This window comes from Bacillus cereus group sp. BfR-BA-01347 (genome assembly GCF_022663835.1).
In the GTDB taxonomy this organism is placed as follows: Bacteria; Bacillota; Bacilli; order Bacillales; family Bacillaceae_G; genus Bacillus_A; species Bacillus_A thuringiensis_K.
Map to the genome: position 1 here is coordinate 78,424 of NZ_JAKUGG010000017.1, position 17,678 is coordinate 96,101.

Here is a 17,678-nt window from a genome sequence, read left to right on the forward strand (position 1 = left end):
GGTTTATATGGGGTTTTCCTGATAATATAATGTGGAATATTATAGTGTTATTAGGTTATTAGGAACATTTAATGCTGTTTCATAACTGAAAGGGAATTGAAAAAAAACTGAAATTTTTCTCATAAAAATTCAATCTAACTTGAAAAATGAAAGGAAAATGAAATTTTCCAAAAGATATTCTTTGTTAAGATAAAAAGCATACATACAAAAAGTACTGATATATCTTAAAAATGTATTTTCAAGATATAGTGGGGGAAAAGATGAGATTAGAAAAACAATTAATAAAAAAGATGTATTATGAGACATTCCTAATGGAGAATGAAACAAAGCCAACTCTTGACGTACTTGGACAAGCTTATGTAAACGAAGAAAAAAATGAGATTTCTGATGGGTCTTATATTCGTTTTGCGCAAGGTGAATTTTATTATCGTCATCAAGATTTTGAAGCAGCTATTTTTAAATGGGAGAAGGTTAGTAATGAATTAGCACCATGGGCACAAAAAAATATTGCGGATGCTTATTTTGAACTTAATCAGTTATCATTTGCTGAAAACATTTATACTTCTATTACTACTGATAATAAAATATTGATGACCGAAATTAGGCTACAATTACTTTCTCTTTACATTGAGCAAAATAATTTTGACTCAGCTTTCGGTGTTATTAAAGAAGCAGTTTCTTTAAATCCTGATTATCCGAATGTAACAAAAATTGCCCGTTCCTTTTATGAGGAACAACAAGATTTTGATAGTGCAGTAGAGCTTGCTGTGAATGAGTTAATTCGAATAGAATCGTATCCGTGGTTTGAGGTGTTAAAAGGATATATCGATAAAGGATTTACTAAACATATTTCACCAGATTATTTTTATGATGCATTAGTTACATTAAATAATGTAGATCAAGTACAATTTACGCAAATGGTTTCATCACTTTGGAACAGTTATAGAAATGAACAAAATTACTTATTATGGCTTAATACAATAAATGAATTTTTCTTACATATTGAAATACAATCGTCTGATATATGGAACAAAGTTTCTGCACTTTACGAAGAAACGTACTTTGCATTAATTCAAGGTCAATATACGCTTAGACAATTAAACGATATCATACCAAATCTGTTAGCAAACTGGTTAAAGGTAGTCAATCCATCTTATGCTGTATTTCCATCTGCAGCTGTATTGGCATGGGATGAGATTTTCCCTTCCAAAATAGATTCAGCAAATATAGAACATGCGGAAAACTTACTGTCACATTCTATTAATCATGTAAATGGCTTAGAGTACAGCTTACACCTTTTTGAATCTATTACACAGTGGGCACAAAAGCAGAATATAGAAATAGGTCACCGATTTAAATGGTTAGTTGACGAGCTCGCAGATTTAAGAACAAATCGTATTTTAGTAACAGGAACTTCAGGGAACGGAAAAACTACATTTATTAACTCTATATTAGGAGAAAATATATTAGAAAAATCAATTTCAAATGTAGTAGTTTTAAAAAATGATGCTCATACAGAAATTAATGCCATAACAGACTCTGCAATTACAACAACGGAAGATGTCTCTGATTACTATAATATGATGTCTCAACACCATCAAACATATAGAGATAGAGCATGTGTTGAATTTAAATTACCATGCAGATTTTTAAATGAAAATAAACTTACATTTGTAGTGACACCTGGCTTTAATAGGAATAACGACACTAGAGATGAAATATTCGAATATTTGAATTCTGTAGACGAATTACTATTCGTATTGAATGCGGATTCACCTTTTACTGACAAAGAACGTGACATTCTATTAAGCATTCAAGAACATACACCAAATTTACAAATTCATTTCTTATTAAATAAAATCGATAACATATACAGTGAAGCAGAAGTGAAAAGAGTATTATATGATACGCAAGCGAGAATAAACACATATTTCCCGCAAGCGAGAATTTTCCCTTACTCTTCGCTATATACAAGTAGTCAACAATTAAATGATTTAACTGAGTTTATTCATTTTAACTTTAATCATAAAAATATGGATGCAGAACGTACTGAAAAGCTATTGTTCTTCATTCGAAAAACAATTACATATCTTTTGGATAAACGCGTTGAGAAAGAAAATAATTTAGTGGATGCGATTAATTGGAATGAAGATATGCTAGTGAAACTAAACGGTAGCATTAATAACCTTACTACATTTGAGAGGGAAAAAATTCATTTCATTACACAATCATATCGTTCAATGAAGACTGAAATTACAAATGATCTTACCGAAAATATTCCGAAGATATTAAAGAGCTGTTCTAATTTAATTAGTGAAGAAAGTGATTTCGGACACATGGATACGGAACTAAATAAAGCAATGAATGAAAGAGTGCATAAATATTTAGAACAAACTGTATTACCTAATCTTGCTCTTTCTATGCAAAATTGGATTGCAACTTCTAATAATGAGCTTCTTCAAAGTCAAACGTATTTAGAAGAACTTAGTGAAGGGCTTAATTCACTATTTGGAGAAAATAAAATACAGTTAGAATGTGACTTTAAAGTGCTTGATGACTGGCGCAGAGATACTGACAGGATGACGACTAGAATACAAATGGATGAAGTAAATATTTTACGTCGATTTACGCCAGCACAATTTTTACTAAAAAGTGCCGGTAAATTATTTGGAGTTCTTCCTAAAAATAAATCTATGCTATATAACAAATATAAACAGTATGTAGAAAATGAAGATTATACTGAAGTAACGGCTTCTATTATGAAGAAATTTTTCTTGCAATTTGAGCTGTTTGAAAACACACAAGAGCGAGATATTAATATATTCTTTAGGAATTCATTTAACTCCTTAAAGCAAGCTGTAGAAAATACGCAATTAGAAATACAAGAAAAACAAGAGATGTTACATAAAATGAAATCAAATCCTGAAGTTTATCATGATTCTATCATGCTCTTTGAATTGAGATTGCGTCAATGTGAAGTAATTTTAAATATAGGTAATGATAATACCTATACAGATGTAGCTTTAGAAACAAGTGTAGAATAAAAGTAAAAGGGAGCAACTGTAATAAGTTGCTCCTTTTTCATATAGATTATTTTTCTGTTTCTTTAATTTTAGTTTGTACTTCGCCAGTTTTAATTTTATTGCTTTCTGAGAAACGTAATAAATCGCCTTCAATAATTTTGTCAGACATTCGTAATTCATTTTGTGCACGTTTAATGAGGGCTTGAGCTTCTTTTTTTGGTAAATCCACAATTTCACCCGTTATACGGTCGTAGAAAGTGTTGTTTTTGTATGCATACTTATCTGTAACGAAGCTACCATCACGTAAAACAACAAAGCCAGTATATTCATCTGAAAACATATCATGGCCAAAACGGATATCATTCGTAAAATCAACACCTAATAAATTTAGAATAGTAGGCTTCATATCGATTTGTCCCGTAGGCTTTGAAATAGTTTGACCTTCTGTTTGTCCAGGAATATGAATATATAAAGGTGTACGTTGTAAATTTAAAGTGTCAAATTCTGTTATTTGATCTTTTTCTAAAAACTGTGCCATTGCACGATTATGTTTTTCGGAAATGCCATAATGATCACCGTATAACACAATAATAGAATTATCGTAAAGCCCCTCGGCCTTTAGACGTTCAATAAATTTTTTTATGGATTCGTCTAAGTAACGTGCTGTTACGATGTAACGATCAAATACGCCATTACCAGAGTTGTATGGTTCAATGAATTTTGTATCTTCATCATACGTAAATGGATAATGGTTTGTTAAAGTAAGGAAACGAGCATAGAATGGTTGATTAACAGTTTTTAATATATCTACTGATTGATCAAAGTATTCGATATCTTTTAATCCCCAATTTAAATTTGTTTCTGGCGTGATTTTGTAATCAAGTTCATTATAGTAACGGTCATAACCAAGAGCGGAGTACATAATATTACGATTCCAAAATGTTGCGTTATTCGCATGAAATACAGAAGTGAAATAACCTTGCTGACGTAAAATTTCTGGAGTTGCAGTATAATCATTGTTACCGTGTGTAAAGAATACAGCTCCTCGATTTAATGGATACAACGACGTATCGATTAGAAATTCAGAATCAGATGTTTTCCCTTGACCAGTTTGATGGAAAAAGTTATCAAAGTAATAACTTTCATTTATGAATTCATTTAGGAATGGTGTAACTTCTTGCCCGTTCACTGATGCGCCTATTAAGAAGGTCTGCAAGGATTCAAGAGTGACGACAATTACGTTTTTTCCTTTCGCTGCACCAAACATATTAGGGTTTGGCTCGCTTTGGTTTGCTTTTACGTAGTTTTCAGTTTCTTGTAATTTACTACTATCAGCAAGTGCTTTTTGTGACCCAGCTTTTACTTGCAGTGTTAAGTCGTATACTTGGTGAGTATATAAGCCTAAATTTTTGACAAGCATGACTCGGTCGAATGATCTTGTTAATAATTCAGGGCGCTCTTTTTCTGCAAGATGTAGATTTGCAAAGAATACACCAATCGTTAAAAGAAAGTATAACAAGCGCGTAGAATGAGTTACACGTTCTGTTTTAAAGACCAATGATTTCTTTTTTAATAGAATAAAGAAGAAAACAATGTCTACGAATGCGAGTATAATTTTGTAGTTTAATATTTCTATAATACTGGCGCCTAATTGGCCAAAGTTTGAGGTTTGTCCAAGTACTGGTAATGTAACGAAATCACTATAAAAATCATAGAACATTACATTTCCAACAAGCACGATTGTTAATAAGAAATTAATACAGAGCGCTATATAATTTCGCTTTTCACCAGTTGCAAATAATGCTAATCCAATAAATGCTAATGATGCGGCTAGAGGGCTAATAAACAAAATGAGCTCTTGCGTTGAAGACTCGATTTTTAAATCAAAACTGAATCGCGTAATAAGATATGTTTTTAACCATACTGCTAAAGCCATTATTATAACAAAACTTATATTTTGCATTTGTAAATTTATTTTGTTATTCATTTTTACACCTTCTTTATATAATTTATTTAACTAAAGTTATATATTATGTTTTTATAACTATTAGAGTGTAATGAACCATTTAGACTTTGTTTTCTAAAGGGAATAATTTGAAGTATTCATATATATACAATGGGGATTTTTAAAGCGTAGTAGCATAAATATAACTCTTTTTGAGAAACGGGCAGAACAAGTCATAGTTGTAGTGAAATTGACTTATAGACATCCTACCATATTAAACACTATGATGATGTTACAAAATATCGAACAAATAAAGGTGAAAATGGATAGAGACTTTTAAAACTGTTGACATTCAATTTATTAGAATTGAATGCCAATCGTTTTAATTATACAGTTATATTACACATGTATTTTGTAAAATCCCGATTTTTTGTCGGTTAATCATTAGCCGGGAAGGATAGGGGGCTTATTAATATACTTTTACTATATGTAAGTAAAGTGTTTTGAAATTGAAAATATTTGACTGACATTTTAATGATAGAAATTAAATGTCAGATAAGTACTTTCCAACATACAGACCACTTGCAGCTGCTTGAGATAATGAATGCGTAACGCCTGAACAATCTCCAATTAAAAATAGCCCATGTATACTAGTTTCAAAATGATTATTAATTCTTATCGTAGGAGCATAGAACTTTCCATCAATTCCATATAGTAAAGTATGTTGATCGATAGGCTCTTGTATAAATTGTTCTAAACGGAATAAAAATTCTTTGAGCCCTTCAATATATAATTGAGGGATTTCTTGATTCAAATCTCCATAATCCCCCTGTAGTGTAGGCTGTATACGATTATGTTCCATGCTGTTTTCCACCGTAGGTTGTTTCTTTAGTAAGTCCTCTAAGCGCTGTATAACAATCCGATCTCGTCCTTGGTTAATGCCTTTAATAATTGAACTTGCGTATACATTTGCTTCTTTGAGAGTTGGAAAATAGCGAGGAATAAATAAAGTGAAATTTAGGTTAGAAGTGCCAGTTCCGTGTTCTCGAAAATTTTGACCGTCAGGCATAACTAAACCTTCTTCGTACTTTCGAATGATGCGTCCCTTTGGATTCATACAGTAAGTAGTTGCTGTGAAATGCTCACCTTGATAAGAAAGTTTTGTTTCAAAAGTATCTTTTAATATAGAACGTAATTGATGTTCTTTCATTTCTACTCTAATTCCTAAATCTACACGTGTTTGCTTCTGAGAAATATTTAGGGAACTGCACATTTCTTTTAACCAATCGGCCCCAGAGCGCCCAGTTGCAAATACTAGTTGCTTAGTTTGAACTGTTCCTTGATTTGTCTCTATTGTAAAATAATCTTCCTGTTTCAGAATATGTTGTACATCTATATGAAATTGGATCTTTATTTTCGTAAGTAAAAAGTCATAGAGCTGCTGAAAAATATTACTGGAAAGTGTAGTACCAAGATGTCTTACTTCTGTTGTTAGTATTTGTAAACCACACGCTTCAGCTCTCTTAGTGAGACTTGAATTTTCAGTAGAATATTTTGAAACCGAACTTCCACCAAACTGACATAGAATTTCATCTACTTCAGCCATGAGTTGTATAAAGCCCTCTTTACCGACTTTTTGCTCAAGTTCTCCGCCAAATCCGTTTGTATAATTAAATTTCCCTTCAGATTTTCCTAAACCACCAAACCCGAAATATTTATCACATGTAGTACAATTACACGCCTTTCCTTCGTCTAACGGACAATGGCGTTCTTCTAGCGCTTTACCTTTATCAAGAATTAAAACTTTTTTGTTACTTTTAGCTAGTGAATAAGCCATAAAAATGCTACTTACTCCAGCGCCGATAATCGTAACATCATACATATTCTTCCACCTGCTAACGAATAGTTTGTTTTTTATTTTTCTAGTGTATAACAATTTTATGAAGTTAAGAAATAGCTTTTATTAATAAAGTGAGAGTTTTTGAACTTGATGCTTTATTAATTTCTACGAGTGGTGGAGTAAATACAAAAATTTTTATTTGAAAGAAGAAACAGTTTAAAAAATAACTATGTCATATGATTAATAACATTTTACATAGAAAAAAACAGACCTTTTAAGTGAAGAGGTCTGTTAATGATTTTAAATCTTATTTAGCAAAAACATGGTTACCGATTACTGCTACTGTTTGACGTGTCGTAATCCACTTGTCTGTTGATGTTTTTGGATTGTAGAAATAAAGCCAGTCAGAATGTACTCCATTTGTGGAGATAGCCTCTTCTACAGCCATTTTTGCTTCTGCGCTTGCAGGCTGATTAATTCTTCCATCTGTAACAGGAGTAAATGCATATCCGTATTTAATAGGTTCATAAATAACGCCTGTTATTGTATTTGGAAAACCTTTTGCATTCACACGATTTAGTATAACTTTCGCTACTGCTACTTTTCCTTTATAGGATTCGCCACCTGCTTCAGCGGTAACTAAGCGTGCCATTAAGTCTTTTTCTTTTTGTGAAATGCTTGAGTTGATTTTTAAATGTTGTCCTGTATAAAGCTTATTTCCGACTGTATTGTTAATTTGTTTTATAGATTGGACAGTGACATTGTAACGCTTTGCTATCGATTCTAATGAATCTCCCGGTTGTACTTGATAAATAATTTGTCCAGAAATGTTCGCAGGCTTGGCGTTTTGAGGAACAGTGATTTCATTTGATTTCACGGACCCTGGAATATGTAACTGTTCGCCAATAAATGTTTGATCGTTTCCTTTATTATTAGCCTGTTTAATGGATTGTATTGAAACTCCGTATTGTTTGCTAATGCCCCAAAGTGTATCGTTCTTTTTTACTGTATGAATGGTAGAAGCTTCAGCTGTACTTTGACTACATACGAATGTAATTGCAGCCGCAGATAAAGGGATTATATGTTTGATTTTTAGTAATTTCATTGTAAATCCTCCTAAGAAAAAATTAAGGTGAAACTATTAAGTAATGTAGTTTGGAATGTATATATGCGTAATATATTAATGTAAGTATATTAGCACATATAAAATAAATAATCACTATAAGTTTCATATGCGTGTAGTGTAGAGTCCGAATATGAAATATTGCATATGAAAATACATTGAAGTTCATATTTCTGATTACTATAATCTATTTAGTAGAAAAGAAATACGTTATAGAAATAAAATCATTATATATTAATATAATGATTAATTATTATTAATAGGAGGATTAATGTAATGAAGATATTTCAAAAAGTGTGTGCGTCAACTGTAATCATTACAACACTTTTAGGAACAGGAGGTACTATCAATAGTGTACATGCTGATTCTATAGAACAGCAGATTAAATCAGGGATAGAACAAGAAACAGATAAGCAAATCATTGTGAAATTTAAAGCGGATTTGGATTTGCCATATGAAGATAGTATTGAAAAACAAATACAATCTCAAACGAATGATAAAGTAATAAAAGATCTTTTGACAGAATATCCAGATGTAACATTTACTCGTTTATTCACATCTGTAAGCCCGGAACAAATACAAAACCTTGAAGTGAAAGCACCTAATCATGTATCTACAAGTTTATTAAACTACTATATTCTTCAAAATCAAAATAGTGGGTATGAAGAAGAAATAGTAGATAAGTTAAAGGCATCTTCTTTAATAGAAGATGCGTATATGAAGAAACAAGAGAAAATAATGCCACCTGAAGTGCAATCATCAAGTGTAGCTCTTAATCCTAATAACAATCCTAGATTTAAAAAACAAGGTTATCTTGAAGCGGCCCCATACGGTATTAATGCGCCTTTCGCCTGGGGAATTCAAGGTGGTAATGGAAATGGTATCACTTTTGTTGATATGGAATACGGATGGTTATTAAATCATGAGGATTTATTACATCAAAAAATTGAATTAATGTCTGGAAGAAATATAGATCAGCATGTCGGTCATGGGACGTCTGTACTAGGAATTGTATCCTCTGAGGACAATGAAGTTGGGAATATTGGTATTGCGCCAAAAGCGAAAGCAAAGGTTATCTCTCAAATAAGAGATAACGGACAGTATAATACGGCTGATGGAATATTAAGCGCTGTAAATCAGTTAGAAGCTGGGGATGTTTTATTGTTAGAGGCGCAAGCATCTTTCGATGGATATGGTGATAAATATTTACCTGTTGAAGTACAGCCAGATATCTTTGATGCAATTCGTGCTGGTACAGATAAGGGGATTGTAATTATAGAGGCTGGAGCAAATGGGTGGAATGATTTAGACCAGTTCAAAGATAGAAAAGGTAAGCAAGTCTTAAATCGTAATAGTAAAGATTTTAAAGATTCGGGTGCAATTATGGTAGGAGCTGGCTCTTCATCTTTCCCTCATGAACGTATGTGGTTTTCGAATTATGGAAGCCGTATTGATGTGTACGGATGGGGAGAAAATGTAGATACAACTACAGCCGAGCAAAGTAGAAGTGCTGTAAATCTTTATACTTCAAGCTTTAGCGGAACATCTAGTGCTTCGCCAATTATTGCTGGGGCAGCGACTTTAGTACAAAGTATTGCTAAAGAAAATTTAGGACAACCATATAGACCTAGTGAACTAAGAGCAATATTAAGCAACCAGAGCACTGGAACAAAATCTAAAGATCCATATGCAGATAAAATTGGTGTTTTACCAGATTTGAAGTCTATACTAGTAAACTTAGGCTATGAACAAAGAAAACCAAACGGTGGGAATGAATTACAAGTAACAGAAAATGAACCAAATAATGAGCCTAGACAGGCAAATAAAGTTAACTTTCATACACCGGTGAAAGGAACGCTACATAATAGTGATAGAGTAGATGTTTTTACTTTCCAAATTGAATCGCCGGAAAATATTAATATTTCTCTACTAAATGAACAAAATATCGGAATGACATGGGTACTTCATCATGAATCAGATTTAAATAACTATGTAGCATATGGTGAAAATGAAGGAAATGTAGTTAAAGGAACTTATAATGCAAAGCCAGGTAAATATTATTTATACGTCTATAAATATGAGAATAAAGATGGTTCATACGTATTGAACATAAAATAAGTAAAAGGAACTTCAGATGAAGTTCCTTTAAATTTTTCTAATTTAGTATATGTGAATGATTTTTTAACTTTACTTCTATGCAATATTTCATATTGATGAAATGTTATTTATTTTTTATGAACTAGCTTATATTATATTCAATAAGTTTGATATAAAAACAGAAAAAGAGAGGGATAATAATGAGCAATAAAAAGTTAATTTTGAAATTATTCATATGTAGTACAATATTTATCACATTTGTATTTGTTTTACATGATAAGAGAGTAGTTGCAGCTAGCTCTGTTAATGAGCTTGAAAATTGGTCAAAATGGATGCAACCTATACCTGATAATATCCCGTTATCACGAATTTCAATTCCAGGAACACACGATAGTGGAACGTTCAAGTTGCAAAATCCGATTAAGCAAGTATGGGGAATGACGCAAGAATATGATTTTCGCTATCAAATGGACCATGGAGCTCGCATTTTTGATATAAGAGGACGTTTAACAGATGATAATACGATAGTTCTTCATCATGGGCCATTATATCTTTATGTAACACTGCATGAATTCATAAACGAAGCGAAACAATTTTTAAAAGATAACCCGAGTGAAACGATTATTATGTCTTTAAAAAAAGAGTATGAGGATATGAAAGGGGCAGAAGGTCCATTTAGTAGTACGTTTGAAAAAAATTATTTTGTTGATCCTATCTTTTTAAAAACAGAAGGAAATATAAAACTTGGAGATGCTCGTGGGAAAATTGTACTACTAAAAAGATATAGTGGTAGTAATGAATCTGGAGGATATAATAATTTTTATTGGCCAGATAATGAGACGTTTACCACAACTGTAAATCAAAATGTAAATGTAACAGTACAAGATAAATATAAAGTGAGTTATGATGAGAAAGTAAAATCTATTAAAGATACGATGAATGAAACGATGAATAATAGCGAGGATTCAAATCATCTATATATTAATTTTACAAGCTTGTCTTCTGGTGGTACAGCATGGAACAGTCCATATTATTATGCGTCTTATATAAATCCCGAGATCGCGGCATATATTAAACAAGAGAATCCAAAAAGAGTTGGTTGGGTTATCCAAGATTATGTTAGTGATAAGTGGTCACCGATTCTCTATCAAGAAGTTATAAGAACTAATAAGTCGCTTTAATTTTTATCATAATTTCATAGAAACAATATAACTCTATTAAAAGTCTTGTGGGATTCCTATAAGACTTTTTAGTATTTGATAGTATGAGAATCAAGTTCTTCGAATATAATTATAAGATTAATAAAAAAATGTCGATAAATGTCGATTGTTGTTGTAATATAAAACAAGTAAAATATAATATATAGATGGAGTGATTTTGTTGTCTTTTATTAAAAATAGTAAAATTGGAACGAAATTAAATGTGTTAGTCATTATATCGAGTTTGGCTTGTATTATGTTATCTTCACTCGGGTTTTTAGGGCTTCAAAAAGGTGAAAATGCATCTTCTAGTATGTATGAAGAAAGACTATTACCAATTGAATGGATAGGAATTGTAGAATCAAATTTTTACCATGTTAATATGAATTTTATGGAGATTATGATATCGAAAGATGAAAAAAGAATGAAAGAACTCATAATAGAAATGGATAAGACTAGAAAAGAAAATGATGAGCTGTTAAAACAATTTGAAACTAGAATTAGTTCTCATAAAGAAAAAGATTTGTATAATGCGTTTCAAAGTCAATTTAAAGATTTAAGAGTACAAATGAAAAAAGCACAGGATTTGGGACTGACTAATAATGAAGAAGCCTATAGCTATTATTTAAAAGAAATTGACCCTAATATGGAAAAAACAATTCAGTCTATTCGCGAACTTATTTTATATAATAATAATGCTGCTGAACAGCTACAAAAAGAGAATGTTAATAGTGTGAAAAATACAATCATAACATTTGTAATTATTTCATTTGTTGGAATCATAATAATCATTTTTATTGGTTTTATAACAAAAAATGCTATAAAAAAACCAATTGTATTATTACAAAAAGATATGGAACGAGTATCTGCTGGAGATTTAACAATTCGAACTTCTTATAAATCCGAGAACGAATTAGGCCATATTGTACAATCCTTTAATAGTATGTTAGATAACTTGCAACAATTAGTCGGTCAGGTGAAGGTTACGGCGAAAGAAGTGATTGTTTCAACTGAAAATATGCTACAAGAGACGAAAACGGCAGCACATATATCAAACGAGGTTGTTCGAACTACTTCTGAAATAAATAAAGAAATAGAGGGACAAGTGACTAGTATTCAAGAAAGTTCAACTTCAATGGAAGAAATTGCAACTGGTGTTCAAACAGTAGCTGAATCTTCAGCGATGGTTGCTGAAGTTGCTGTTGCAACAATAGACCAAGCAAATTCTGGTAGTGAAGTTATAAAACAATCTATTCATCAAATGAATAGCGTGAATGAAGTTGTCGAAGAAACTTCTAAGGTCATTGATAGACTTGTTACGCGTACACAACAAATTGAAGAAGCGTTAGATGTTATTACTAATATTGCGGAACAAACGAATTTACTTGCTTTAAATGCTGCAATTGAGGCAGCACGTGCTGGAGAAAATGGAAAAGGATTTGCAGTAGTTGCAGCTGAAGTAAGAGGTCTAGCTGAGAAATCTAAAACATCTGTAAATGATATAAATAATTTAATACGTTTTATACATCAAGATACAGAGGATACAGTTCATGTAATGAAAAAAGGTCAACAACAGGCTAGTGGTGGTAAAGAAGCAGCGCATAAGGCAGAACTCGCATTTTCATCTATTATGCAAGATATTAATAGAATAACGACCCAAATTCAAGAAGTGTCTGCTGCCACAGAAGAAATGTCTGCTGGGACAGAAGAAGTAAATGCCTCTTTGTCAATAGTTTCTGAAACTGCAACACAAGTCGCACAAGAAACGAATCGAACGGTACAATCAATTCAAGCACAAGCCACATTGATTCAAGAAATAACGACGAAATCTAATGAAATGAAAAAGAAAGTTGAAAATTTAGAAATGCTAATTTCACAATTCATTATTGAAGAATAAGTCTATTAACATTTATCCCGCTATTTGCCGGGCAGTAAGACCCCTACCTCAAAATTCAGAGGAAGCAAAGAAGTTAGGTAGGAGCCTGCTGCCCGTAAAAGCCCGATTGGTGAGGGCTGATTAAAGTTTCACTTTATCATTAGTATAAAATTTAAGATACTCAACATAGTGCTGTGTTGTACAATTCAAAAAAGGACCTTCATAGGTTCTTTTTTGTAAATGGTGTGAACGATACTTTTCATTATGAAAAAATCAAACTTTTAAATCGGATTAATTTCAAGTGAAAAATGAATATAATTAACCTTGCGAAAAAGCAATTGGTCTTAAGTGATCAGTTGCTTTTTATTTTTAAAGTGGATGAGCAAAAAAACGCGAAAGTGGTTGGTCCGATTTTTACAAACATCTATTATGATAAGAGAAGAAAGGTAGTATGTTATCAACGTTTTAAAGAGGAAGGTTTTTATGTAAGTTCTTTAATTAAAATAGATGGGTCTTAGAGAGGTGAAAAGACAATGAGTTTTGCAATTTCACTAGTCGTTATTATTGTAATTGTATCGCTATTTGGGACTGTACTAGTTGCAAGAAACGTGGAGGATAATTATGGAAAGTCTACAAAGAGAAATGTGAAAAACTTATCTGCAATCTATATTCTTCTTCTTTTTGTTCTACTGGTTGGGGTAACATGGTATGTGGTAATGATTTGATAGTTTGTGAAAGAACTGAAATGAGAGTATGAAGTTGGAATTTCAGAAGCTATCGAGTAATCAGAAAGAGAACTATTTTGGATATATCCATTTACGGATAAGAAAATGTGACTAATTAATACTATTTTTACGGTGAATACTGTTAGTAAAAAATGAGGATAGTTCGTTTTGAAAGGAGGGAACTAGATGGAATGGAAACCAAATCGTGCAGATAAGACACCTGTATATAAACAAATTGCTGATTATATTGAAAGAGGCATTTCTTCAGGTGAATTTCCTTCTGATAGTAAGTTACCTTCTGAGCGTATGTTAGCAAAGGAATTACAGGTGAACCGGAGTACAATAGTAGCTGCGTATGAAGAATTAAAATCACTTGGAGTAGTAGAACGGCAAAAGGGAAGCGGAACACGGGTCAATACAGACATATGGGGTGTCTCACATAAACGAATACCGAACTGGGGTAGGTACGTGGAGGACGGATCATTCTTACCTAACGTACCACTCGTTCAACAAATTCGAACGGAAACACAAAAAGATGATTTAATTAATTTAGCAAGTGGTGAACTGTCACCAGAATTAATTCCAAGTGATAGATTTCGAACAATTTTGTCAGAGAAAACATTTATGGAAAACCTCGGTTATGACCATCCACTTGGAAATGAGATGTTGAGAAAAACAATTTCAGCACATGTTCAGCAATATAAACAAATTGAAGCAGATTCAAGCTCTATTCTTATTACGTCTGGAGCACAACAGGCGCTTAATCTTATCGTTCAATGTTTATTAAAACCTGGCGATGCGATCGCGATTGAAGATCCTTCGTATTGTTTTTCGCTTCCAATGTTTAAATCGGCCGGTTTAAACATATTTCATTTACCTGTTGATGAGCATGGAATGAATCCAGATGACTTAATCGATTTGCACAAAAAGCATCGCATTCGTATGGTGTTTTTGAATCCAGATTATCAAAATCCAACTGGAACTGTGCTTTCATTAGCGAGACGTAAAAAGATTTTAGAACTGTCTTCTGAATTTGGTATACCTATTGTAGAAGATGATCCGTATAGTTTAACTTCATTTAATGGAGAAGTGAATCCGACATTAAAATCAATGGATCAAAATGGGAATGTTCTTTATATAAGTTCATTATCAAAAATTGTTGCATCAGGATTACGTATTGGCTGGGTAATTGGTCCTACGCGCGTAATTGAGCGTTTAGCAGATGCAAAGCAACAAGTTGATTTTGGCCATAGTGTATTTACGCAGTGGGTAGCAAATCAGTTTTTAGAATCAAAGGATTTCCATACACACATTACGATACTTCGTGGACAATTGAAGCAAAGAAGAGATGAATTAATTGCAGAGCTTGAAGGAACATTGGGAGACCGAGTTGAATGTTTCGTGCCAGAGGGTGGAATACATGTATGGTGTAAAGTGAAAGGAAAGTTTGATGAATATAACTTATTAGGTAAATTTATACGGAATGGTGTCGCATTTGTTCCGGGCAGTGTTTTAGGTTCGAAAAATGAATATATACGATTTACGTTTGGTAGAGCGAATATAGAACAAATTCAAATTGGAATTAAACGGTTTGCCGACACGCTAAATGAGATTTCATAATATGGATATGTGATTGTAACTGGCATACTCATTAGTATACTAATACCGTATGGAACGAAATTTATTTTTTAAATGTAATGGAGATGATAACAATGACAACATGGTTTATAGTTACATTATTTGTTTTTGGAGCTATTAAAGTATTAGTTTCTAGCATGCCCACTTCTGTTGTAGAATCAATTATTAGTAAATTTGAATTGCATCAAAAGCTTGAGGCGGAAAATACTTCTATATCGATAGATGGAAAAAATATAGAGGGAGAAATGAAACTACAAGTTATTCATGAATTTAATGAGGCTTTGTTTTTAGATAAACATTATTTCCCACCGCACGGAGAAGGGATACCAATAGTCATTGATACGAAGAAAGGGAATAAAGAGATTAGATTTTCTCTATATAGCTATGAGGAACATGTTGATGTCATTAAGCAATATAAGAAGAAAGTCGTTGCCTATCGTTTACGCTCTAAAAGCCTTCAAACATTGGCACCATTAGCAATAACGGAAGAGTATGCTTAAGAAGGGACCTATAATGGTCTCTTTATTTTTTTATCCAATTATATACGTTCCAAATAAAAGAATGAAAAATCATATAACCAAATAAAGAATATGTATGGTTCCAATTCGCACTATGTACAAATAAACCTAAACTTTCAGCAATCTGCTCAAAAAGGCTAGCACAAATACCGATTGAAATAATAAATAAAATTCTAGAAACCTTAGATAATTTTTTTGAAATGTGTATAAAGATAACTGTTAAAATCGGCAGTACGAACAATGTAAAAGCTATATTAACCGAAAATGTGGATGAGAAGGGCCTAGCCGGAAAGGAATATATTTGTTTATTAACAAAAAAGGCATCTAAGCAAGTTCCAATAATAGAAGAGAGAAAGGTTGTAACTACTAATGCTAGAAACTCATTCTTCTTCTCGGAGGAGGACATTTTTCTTTGCGAGAATGGCGAGTTCAATTTTTTCGAGTGTTTTGCAGTAGTCTTCTGTAATTTGTCCATTTATATTTTCCTCCTTATCAACTAAGTAATTTACAACTTGCCAATCAGTAAACCAATCTTTATTGTCAACTTCTTCATGCTTCATATCTCGCCATGAATAGATGAGTGCAGGGCTGTATATGCGATAAGCATCATTTCGTAACTGGCATTTCTTTATTCGGCGCTTATAAAACTCACGGGAAAAAGATTCATTTACACTCGAAAATAAATGGGGCCAGTAATCTTTCCTAGATCCTGTATGCGGATGGTGTTGAGCCCAGCTTATTATTTGAGATAAAATATGTGTATCTCGAAATAATAATGAGTACAATCTTTTTCCAATTAATATCCGTTCATGTAAGGAAGTGAAATGTTTCATTGTATCACCAAATAGTAATACTTTTTGTTTCTTATCATTTTCGTAGAATGGGAAAAGGATATGATTAAACTGAAAGAAATCAAAGAGTTTAAATCCAATACTATTTAGTACAGTCTTTTTAAATTGTCCATTTTGAATCACTCTTTTTTCTAAGTAGTTTTGTTCATTAATAATAGTTGCAATCGCTAAAGTTTTTTTGTTACCTGTTTTCCAAAAATGGTTCCACATCGTTTCCATAAATGTAGAAACATTTAGGTGAGAAAGAAGGTGAAATAACTTTTGTGATCTCTTTACACTTTGTTCGTAAAGTAAAAATTGAGGATATACATCTTGGAAAATAAGCCAATTCCCTCTTTCTAAAAAAGAAAAAAATATGAATTGATCTTTTTCTGATAAAATTCTCGTATATAAATCGCCCTTTAAATCAGTCATATTCCAACCGCCGTTACGTGATACCATATGTCCAAGCAGTGCCCAATGTATTTCTGGATATTGAATGTAAAATTGGTAGTATGCGCGTGTTCTTGTAACATTATTTTTATTTAGTTGTTCTGTTTGTATTTTTATTTTGTTGATGATGAGTTGTTCTTCTTTCGTTAATTTATACATGGTGTCAGAAGGAATAAGCTTGCTTTTTTGTTTTAATTCATTTTTTACGTCGAATAGGGAGAGGGGCAGTGCTTTGGAAGGTCCGTTATATGTATGATTTGAATTGCTTAGATCCATTCCGTTACCTCCCTTTTTCATAAATTTAAACATGATTATTGGCTATGAATCATTCTATTTATTTTATTACGAGTATAAGAAATAAATGAGCGGTGTTTTTTACAAGGAATTTATTTATCATGAAAACCGTATAAA

12 protein-coding genes are annotated in these 17,678 nt (G+C 32.2%); 7 read left to right on the forward strand and 5 right to left on the reverse strand.

Annotated features, from left to right (window positions below; genetic code table 11):
• Window positions 1-260: 260 nt before the first annotated feature.
• Window positions 261-3,044 carry a dynamin family protein gene (locus MR143_RS22545; RefSeq protein ID WP_001235315.1) on the forward strand — a complete coding sequence of 928 codons (2,784 nt, stop codon included), beginning with the start codon at window positions 261-263 and terminating at the stop codon, window positions 3,042-3,044.
• Window positions 3,045-3,090: 46 nt separating this feature from the next.
• Here the strand turns inward: MR143_RS22545 and MR143_RS22550 are convergent, their stop codons facing one another.
• The 3 genes from MR143_RS22550 to MR143_RS22560 form a co-directional block, all read right to left on the reverse strand.
• A complete protein-coding gene (locus tag MR143_RS22550) occupies window positions 3,091-5,010 on the reverse strand; it encodes an LTA synthase family protein (RefSeq protein WP_001060334.1) in 1,920 nt (639 codons plus the stop codon).
• 502 nt (window positions 5,011-5,512) lie between these two features.
• Window positions 5,513-6,850 (reverse strand): NAD(P)/FAD-dependent oxidoreductase, encoded by a 1,338-nt coding sequence (locus MR143_RS22555; RefSeq protein WP_000272415.1) that lies wholly within the window; start codon window positions 6,848-6,850, stop codon window positions 5,513-5,515.
• A 265-nt stretch (window positions 6,851-7,115) separates the two neighbouring features.
• The gene (locus tag MR143_RS22560) at window positions 7,116-7,913 is read right to left on the reverse strand and encodes a cell wall hydrolase (protein WP_000771012.1); all 798 of its coding nucleotides are present in this window, start codon (window positions 7,911-7,913) and stop codon (window positions 7,116-7,118) included.
• Window positions 7,914-8,207: 294 nt separating this feature from the next.
• On the opposite strand from MR143_RS22560, the gene MR143_RS22565 reads away from it, so the two are divergent.
• The 6 genes from MR143_RS22565 to MR143_RS22590 all read left to right on the forward strand — a co-directional run bounded on the left by MR143_RS22565 (window position 8,208) and on the right by MR143_RS22590 (window position 15,966).
• Complete coding sequence (locus tag MR143_RS22565) at window positions 8,208-10,049, forward strand: S8 family peptidase (RefSeq protein WP_242280990.1); 1,842 nt, start codon at window positions 8,208-8,210, stop codon at window positions 10,047-10,049.
• A gap of 179 nt (window positions 10,050-10,228) precedes the next feature.
• Window positions 10,229-11,209, forward strand: a complete 981-nt coding sequence (gene plcA, locus MR143_RS22570; protein WP_000066300.1) for a phosphatidylinositol diacylglycerol-lyase — start codon at window positions 10,229-10,231, stop codon at window positions 11,207-11,209.
• Between the two features lie 199 nt (window positions 11,210-11,408).
• A complete protein-coding gene (locus MR143_RS22575) occupies window positions 11,409-13,124 on the forward strand; it encodes a methyl-accepting chemotaxis protein (protein WP_000008148.1) in 1,716 nt (571 codons plus the stop codon).
• A gap of 512 nt (window positions 13,125-13,636) precedes the next feature.
• A complete protein-coding gene (locus MR143_RS22580; protein WP_000006453.1) occupies window positions 13,637-13,828 on the forward strand; it encodes a hypothetical protein in 192 nt (63 codons plus the stop codon).
• 186 nt (window positions 13,829-14,014) lie between these two features.
• Window positions 14,015-15,448 (forward strand): MocR-like pyridoxine biosynthesis transcription factor PdxR, encoded by a 1,434-nt coding sequence (pdxR, locus tag MR143_RS22585; protein ID WP_000454971.1) that lies wholly within the window; start codon window positions 14,015-14,017, stop codon window positions 15,446-15,448.
• Between the two features lie 92 nt (window positions 15,449-15,540).
• Window positions 15,541-15,966, forward strand: coding sequence for a YfmQ family protein (locus MR143_RS22590; RefSeq protein ID WP_000214631.1), 426 nt, complete (start codon window positions 15,541-15,543; stop codon window positions 15,964-15,966).
• A gap of 22 nt (window positions 15,967-15,988) precedes the next feature.
• On the opposite strand, the gene MR143_RS22595 is transcribed toward MR143_RS22590, so the two are convergent.
• Window positions 15,989-16,390 carry a CBO0543 family protein gene (locus tag MR143_RS22595; RefSeq protein WP_033672769.1) on the reverse strand — a complete coding sequence of 134 codons (402 nt, stop codon included), beginning with the start codon at window positions 16,388-16,390 and terminating at the stop codon, window positions 15,989-15,991.
• On the reverse strand, window positions 16,365-17,543 hold the full coding sequence (locus tag MR143_RS22600; RefSeq protein WP_242280991.1) for a DUF2515 domain-containing protein: 1,179 nt from the start codon (window positions 17,541-17,543) through the stop codon (window positions 16,365-16,367). Before MR143_RS22600 ends, MR143_RS22595 begins: the two co-directional genes overlap by 26 nt.
• Window positions 17,544-17,678 lie beyond the last annotated feature (135 nt).